This window comes from bacterium (assembly GCA_040753555.1).
Taxonomy (GTDB): Bacteria; UBA9089; UBA9088; order UBA9088; family UBA9088; genus JBFLYE01.
In genome coordinates this window covers 1-6369 of the sequence record JBFMDZ010000126.1, presented here as the reverse complement: position 1 = coordinate 6369, position 6369 = coordinate 1, and the positions used below count along the sequence as shown (strand labels likewise).

9 protein-coding genes are annotated in these 6369 nt (G+C 35.1%); 3 read left to right on the top strand and 6 right to left on the bottom strand.

Annotation, left to right across the window (positions count from 1 at the left end; all coding sequences use genetic code 11):
- The coding region (locus tag AB1630_09530; protein ID MEW6104030.1) for a GAF domain-containing protein at positions 1 to 1256 on the bottom strand (1256 nt) is incomplete at its 3' end.
- A gap of 102 nt (positions 1257 to 1358) precedes the next feature.
- On the opposite strand from AB1630_09530, the gene AB1630_09525 reads away from it, so the two are divergent.
- From AB1630_09525 to queC, 3 genes are read left to right on the top strand one after another with little or no spacing between them, the layout of a single operon-like run.
- Positions 1359 to 2207, top strand: a complete 849-nt coding sequence (locus AB1630_09525; GenBank protein ID MEW6104029.1) for a PorV/PorQ family protein — start codon at positions 1359 to 1361, stop codon at positions 2205 to 2207.
- Positions 2161 to 2919, top strand: coding sequence for a PEGA domain-containing protein (locus AB1630_09520; protein ID MEW6104028.1), 759 nt, complete (start codon positions 2161 to 2163; stop codon positions 2917 to 2919). The genes AB1630_09525 and AB1630_09520 overlap by 47 nt, the downstream gene beginning before the upstream one ends.
- Positions 2909 to 3610 (top strand): 7-cyano-7-deazaguanine synthase QueC, encoded by a 702-nt coding sequence (gene queC / locus AB1630_09515; protein MEW6104027.1) that lies wholly within the window; start codon positions 2909 to 2911, stop codon positions 3608 to 3610. Before AB1630_09520 ends, queC begins: the two co-directional genes overlap by 11 nt.
- Here queC and AB1630_09510 read toward each other — a convergent pair.
- The 5 genes from AB1630_09510 to hisH form a co-directional block, all read right to left on the bottom strand.
- Positions 3573 to 3818 (bottom strand): type II toxin-antitoxin system HicB family antitoxin, encoded by a 246-nt coding sequence (locus AB1630_09510; protein MEW6104026.1) that lies wholly within the window; start codon positions 3816 to 3818, stop codon positions 3573 to 3575. The two genes, queC and AB1630_09510, sit on opposite strands and share 38 nt — an antisense overlap.
- Before the next feature lie 11 nt (positions 3819 to 3829).
- Positions 3830 to 4021, bottom strand: a complete 192-nt coding sequence (locus tag AB1630_09505) for a type II toxin-antitoxin system HicA family toxin (GenBank protein ID MEW6104025.1) — start codon at positions 4019 to 4021, stop codon at positions 3830 to 3832.
- Between the two features lie 20 nt (positions 4022 to 4041).
- Positions 4042 to 4884, bottom strand: a complete 843-nt coding sequence (rsmA, locus tag AB1630_09500) for a 16S rRNA (adenine(1518)-N(6)/adenine(1519)-N(6))-dimethyltransferase RsmA (GenBank protein MEW6104024.1) — start codon at positions 4882 to 4884, stop codon at positions 4042 to 4044.
- Positions 4874 to 6082: a histidinol dehydrogenase gene (hisD, locus tag AB1630_09495; GenBank protein MEW6104023.1), complete on the bottom strand. Its 1209-nt coding sequence runs from the start codon at positions 6080 to 6082 to the stop codon at positions 4874 to 4876. Before hisD ends, rsmA begins: the two co-directional genes overlap by 11 nt.
- A gap of 2 nt (positions 6083 to 6084) precedes the next feature.
- Positions 6085 to 6369, bottom strand: a 285-nt coding sequence (hisH, locus tag AB1630_09490; GenBank protein ID MEW6104022.1) for an imidazole glycerol phosphate synthase subunit HisH, incomplete at its 5' end; no start/stop codon positions are given.

Genomic DNA, 6369 nt, shown 5'->3' with positions numbered 1-6369 from the left:
CTTTCTTTCTCTGCCAATTCCTTAAAATACTCAACCTCCTCCTTTTGCTTTTTAAGAATTTCCTCTTTTCTTTCTTTTTCTTCTGTAATCTCTTTTTCAAGCTCATTTATTCTTGCTGTAAGATTTTCTTTTTCCCCATCTAACGCTCTAATTTGTGTTCTAAATTCCTCTATTTCTTTCATTAGAGCATTATTTTGAAGGACAAGGTCTGATGTTTCCTTTATCTTAACTGGAAATGGAACAATCTCACCATCGGCTGTCCTTACAATCCTTGAAAGAAGAAGGCTTAAAATATCAAGGTCTTGCTTTGTAAATCTTTCCCGAGTTGCCTTGTTATTAACGCAGACAACCCCAAAAACATCGCCATCTGCCCTTAAGGGTGCAGAGATAAGAGATTTTGTATGATACCTGTCTGATGTATATTGCCTTTTTTCAAATCTGGGGTCATTATCAATATCCTCAACAAGAAGTGGTTCGCCTGTTTTTGCAACATAGCCAGCTATTCCCTCACCAACCCTTATCCTTGTATTTGCCATAATAAGAGGGTCTAAGCCAACCGCTGCCTCTATCCTCATCTCTTGTGTTCTCTTATCAATTGTCATTAGAGAGCAAATCTCAGCACCCATTGCCCTTGAGATAAGGTCTACCATAATAAAGTATAGATTCTGTTTTCCCAAAGAGCTTGCTGCTCCATATTCTCCAGAAAATAGCTTATATGATTCTGATATAGCAAGAATTTCATCCTCTTTTTCTTCTAGCTCAATATCTTTAAAGAGAGCCTTAAGGGATAATGAGGCATAAGAAGAAATAAGGTTTGCCTCCCTCTCCAATATTTTCTTTAAAGCAGAGCTTTCAGCGTTTTCTGTGAATGAGACAAAGCCCTTCCTTATTTTTTCTCCTCCTATCTCTCTAAAGCCCAATGGAACCTCATAAGGAGCTATTCTACATCCTGTAACAAGACCCATAAAATCATCATCAAGAAAGATTGGAGAAAAGAAGCCAAAAAAACCGCTCTTGCATTCTAAAACAAAAGATTTTTTTTCATTCCTTGCCCTCCTAAAGCCATCAATTATAAACATTTTACAAGGGGTTTTATCCATTTGTTGGCAGGTTTCTCCCTCTAAATAAAGGGATTTTCCATCACTATCCATTAGGGAAAAATAAGGACAAGGAAACCCCCTTATTATTTCCTTTAGCTTTTCAAAAGAGCTATCCCTTACAAAATCAGAAAGCAAAACCTCAATCCTTCTTTTCATTAGTAATAACATTTCTATTTTATACTAAAAATTGAGTATAAGCAATGTTTAGATTTAGAATTTTATTGCAAAAAATTATCTCGCTTGGCTATAATTAGAAAGGTGGGAAGATTTTTTTTATTGCTTTTGTATTCAAGCCTTTGTTTTTCTACACCAATTGACCTTGAGATTGGAGCAAGGCCAGAGGGAATGGGAGGTGCATTTGTTGGTGTATCTGATGATTCTAATGCCATTTACTGGAATCCAGCTGGTCTTTGTGTAATAAGCAAAGGTGAGGCATCATTTATGCATGCAAATCCATTTTCAGCAGATTCTACATACATTGATTGGGTTTGTATAGCACAGCCTTTTAGAAAGTCCTCCGGGGTAGGCATTGGCTTGATTTATAAATCCTGTGTCCTTGAAGAAGGAAGTGAAAAAAAGAAAAGCAGGATGTCTGATTCTTGTTTTATTATATCAGCTGCTTCGTCTATAGGAGATTCTGTAATGTATGGAGCAAATATAAATATGTTTAGCCTATCAAGCAAGATAGAGAAAGAAAAAGGAATGGGCTTTGATATTGGTCTTTTATATAAAGGGGATTTTCCTATAAGTGATTTTTCAGCTGGTTTTATGTATAGAAACCTTGCTTGCTCAATAAAGGATGAAGAATTTCCAAAGGAGATAAGGTTTGGTGTGGCAAGAAGGATTTTTGGAGGAAGGTTTTTATTAGCATCTGATTGTAGTGTAAAAAGGGATGTAAATAAAAAAGAAAGGGATATAGGGTGGCATAGCGGATTTGAGCTTATGGCTCTTAAGAATATCTTCTTAAGGGGAGGATATGACAAAAAAGATATAACACTAGGATTAGGGATAATTTTTAAAAATTATGGGTTTGATTATAGTTTTTTAAGGGAGGAGGAATATGGGCTTCCTGATACGCATAGGTTTAGTTTTAACCTTAAGTTTTAATTTAGGATTTTGTGAGGAACTTATGGTTGCCTCATACCCTATAATTGACGCATCATTATATATTGATGGAAAGCTCTCTGGCCAAACACCTCTAAAGATTACAATTAAGCCTGGAAGGTATAAATTAAAGGCAGAAAAAAAGGGATGGATTTCAGAGGAAAAAGAGGTAGTTATAAAAGAGAAAGAGGAATATACTTTTGTCAATATCTTTGTGAGAAGGAAAGAAATTGTAGAAATTCCTGTAATAGAGCCTCAAAGAATAGCAATAAAAGCCCCAAAGATAGAGCCTATAAAAGAAGAACCATCAAAGGTAGTAGAAATTTCTAAAGAAGAACCATTAAGGATAGCAGAAATTTCTGAGGTAGAACCACCAAAGATAGTAAAAGTTTCTAAGGTAGAAGCTCCAAAGATAGAGCTTTTAAAGATAGCAAAATTTCCTAAAGAAGAGTCACCAAAAGAATATATTCAAATGCTTATCCTTAAGGCATCTTCTTTAATAGAAGAGGCAGAAAAGGAGGGGGCAGAGAGGTATGCAAAGGAAAGGATAAAGAAAGCAAAAAATCTCCTTAAAAAGGCAGAAAAAGAAAACTCAGTTGAGCTTGTTTTGTCTTCCATAAATGAAGCACAGCAGGCATTAAAGGAGACAAAAGAGAAAATCTCTTATTACAGCTCAAGCTATGTAATGGGAATATTCAAAAATATTGGAAAATAAAAAGGCTGTTATTCTTCTCTCTGGTGGTCTTGATTCTTCAACAATTCTTTATCTTGCAAAAAGCAAGGGCTATCTTTGTTTCCCCTTATCATTTGATTATGGACAGAGGCACAAAAAAGAGCTTGTTTGTGCAAGAAAAATAGCAGAATCTTTAGGGTTAAGCCTTATTGTTGTAAAGATAAATCTTCCCTGGCTTTCATCTTCTCTAACAGACAAAAAAAAGCCAATTCCAAGCCCAGAAAAAACAGAGAAAATAGGAGAAAGAATTCCATCAACCTATGTTAGTGCAAGAAACCTTATATTTTTAAGCATAGCAATATCATACGCAGAGGAAATTGGAGCAAATTCTATCTTTATTGGTGCAAATGCAAGGGATTTTTCAGGATACCCAGATTGCAGGGATGATTTTTTAAAATCTTTCTTTAAAACAGCATCATTGGGAACAAAGGCTGGCGTATCTAAAAAGCCTATTTCTATTGAAAGGCCATTGATAGACAAAACAAAAAAAGAGATTGTTCTCCTTGCAAAAGGGCTTGGTGTTCCATTTGAGCTTACCTGGTCATGCTATAAAGGAGGGAGGAAGCCCTGTGGAATATGCGAAAGCTGCTTTCTTCGCAAAAAAGGGTTTTCTAATGCAGGAATTATTGATTCTTTCAAACAGCAACTAATTTCTCCTCGTTTTGGACTATAATTTTAGGATTTGGATTTTTAGGTGGAATAGGCAAACCCTGCTCTTTCAATAAATTTATATGTTCCATCATCCCCTCTCTTGCCTTGTAAATACAATCTTCAACAGAATTGCCTATACCAGAAAAACCCTCCAAGTCAGGAGAGTAAAATCCAAAATATTCAGGATCCTCGGTAGCTTCAATTATTAAGGTGTATTCCAATCTAATCATTGTTTTTCTCCTTAGTATTTCTTTAAACCTGCTGCCTTTAGTATAGCATAACAGGTGCCAGTAGGAACTTCCTTTGAACCATGATAGTCAATCCGAATTAGCTTATCCCATTTCGGCTTTCTATAGTATCTTATAGACCCCTTTTCTTTTACAATTCTAAACCCATTTTCTTCCAACAATCTTACCAATTCGCTGAATTTCACTTATATTCTTTATCTTAATTTTATAAAAACGAAGGAGGTTTTGCAAGAAAAAATTGTAATTGTGATGCTATTTTGGAAATGTCAAATATACTTAATTCTAAAGGCCTGGCATCTGGAGAAATCCCTTTTTCTTTCAAGAGAGAAAGCAAAGTCTCCTTTGGAATTTTAAGTTTTAAAAGGGAGTTTATTATCTTCTTCCTTCTTTGCGAAAATAGGGTTTCTACAATCTTCCCAAAATTTGGGGAAGGAACAATTTGGGGCTTTTCTAAAAAATTGAGTTTAATAAGGGCTGAGGAGGGTTTTGGTCTTGGAATAAATGATTCTGGGCTTATTTTTATAACAATTTCAGGCTTTGTATAAATTTGAAGAAGGATAGAGAGCATACCATAATCCCTTCCAGAGCAAGATATTATCCTCTTTGCAACATCATATTGAACAATAAGAAAACAAGATGTGATATAGCTCTTAAATTTTAAAAGGTGAAGGATTATTGGTGTGGTTATGTGATAAGGGAGGGAACCAAAAACCTTTGCTTTATCTTTTAAAATTAAAGAAAGGTCAATCTTTAAAATATCCTTCTCTATTATTTCTGCATTCTTAAAGGATTCCAGGTTTTTCTTAAGAATTGGGATAAGATTAGGATCTATCTCGCAGGAAATGAGCTTATCTACCTTTGGTGCAATCTCTTTTGAAATAATGCCAATCCCTCCCCCTATTTCAAATACAGTATCGCTTTCTTTTAAGCCCAATTCCTCAATGATTTTATCTTTTATATCCCTATCTATAAGGAAATTCTGGGAAAGGTCTTTTTTTAGCCTTATATTATGCCTTTTAAGGACATCAATTGTCTCATTATAAAGCATCTATTCTTGCCTTCATACTTTCCTTGTGTTTTATAAGGCCCTCAATTTCCGCCAATCTAATAGCATCCCTATCTTCTAAAACCCCATCTTTGCTATATGAAATAAGAGAAATCCTCTTTTGAAAGGAAGAAACCGAAAGGCCTTCCAAAAACCTTGCTGTTTGGGATGTTGGAAGCACATGGGATGGTCCTGCAATATAATCGCCCAATGCAACAGGAGAATACTCCCCAAGAAATATAGCACCTGCGTTTTCAATTTTTTTAAGGAGGGTTTCTGGATTTTTTGTATAGAGGCAAAGGTGTTCAGGAGAGAATAGATTGGAAAGAAAACAAGCATCGCCCAAATTTTTTGTAATTATTATTGTTGCCTTATCGCCTACATTTTTTTCAACCTCTTTTGCAAGGCTTTCTGATGTTGTAATCAATATAGAAAATCCACCAATTCCATGCTCTGCTTGGGCAGAAAGGTCAAGGCTTACAAAAGAAGGATTACAAGAGGAATCTGCAATTATCAAAATTTCTGATGGACCTGCTAGAAGGTCAATTCCAACATCGCCAAAAACAAGCCTCTTTGCAATTGTTACATAGATATTCCCAGGGCCTGCTATTAAATCAACCCTTTTTATTGTTTCTGTTCCATAGGCAAGGGCTGCAATTGCCTGAGCTCCTCCCATTTGATAGACCTCATTGATTTCAAGAAGATGGCATACTCCAAGAATGTAGGGATTTATTGGTGAAGGACAAGCTACAGCAATCTCAGAAACACCAGCTATCTTTGCTGGAATTGCTGTCATAAGTAAAGTTGAGACAAGGGGGAATTTGCCACAGGGAATGTATAAACCCACCCTTTTTATAGGTCTTATAATTCCACCAATTGTTTTTCCCTTTTTTGTTTTTTTCCAAGGCTTTCTTAATTGCTTTTTATGAAAATCGCTAATGTTTTTAATTGCTTTCTTTATGGCTAAAATATCCTCTTTTTTTATTTCTTTGTATGCAAGAGAAAGCTCTCTTTCATCCACCCTTAAAGAGGAAAGGCTTATTTTATCAAATTGTTTTGTAAATTTTAAGATAGAGGCATCCCCATTTTTCTTTACTTCAAATATAATTTCTTTTGTTTTTTCTATAATTTTTTCATCAAAACCTTTGTTTTTTATTTCTTCTATAACCTTCTTATCCTCTGAATACCTTAAAATTCCCATATTTACAATTTTACAAAATTCTCTATAAGCCTAAGCCCAATTTTGCTACTCTTTTCAGGATGAAATTGGAAGCCAAAGATATTGTCTTTGGAAATAGCAGAGGCAAATTCAATGTCTCCATAGTTTGTTTTACCAATTATAACATCCTCGCTTGGCACAGGATAGTATGAATGGACAAAGTAAAACCAAGGATTTTCTGGAATATCATTAAAGATTGGATGGTTGCTAAATCTTACGCCGTTCCAACCAATATGGGGAACCTTTACGGCTTTAGGAAATCTTATAAC

Coding starts and splice junctions, on each gene's coding strand:
- AB1630_09520 (MEW6104028.1), top strand. CDS start 2,161: ATGGGCTTCCTGATACGCATAGGTTTAGTTTTAACCTTAAGTTTTAAT.
- AB1630_09510 (MEW6104026.1), bottom strand. CDS start 3,818: ATGATTAGATTGGAATACACCTTAATAATTGAAGCTACCGAGGATCCT.
- rsmA (MEW6104024.1), bottom strand. CDS start 4,884: ATGCTTTATAATGAGACAATTGATGTCCTTAAAAGGCATAATATAAGG.
- hisD (MEW6104023.1), bottom strand. CDS start 6,082: ATGGGAATTTTAAGGTATTCAGAGGATAAGAAGGTTATAGAAGAAATA.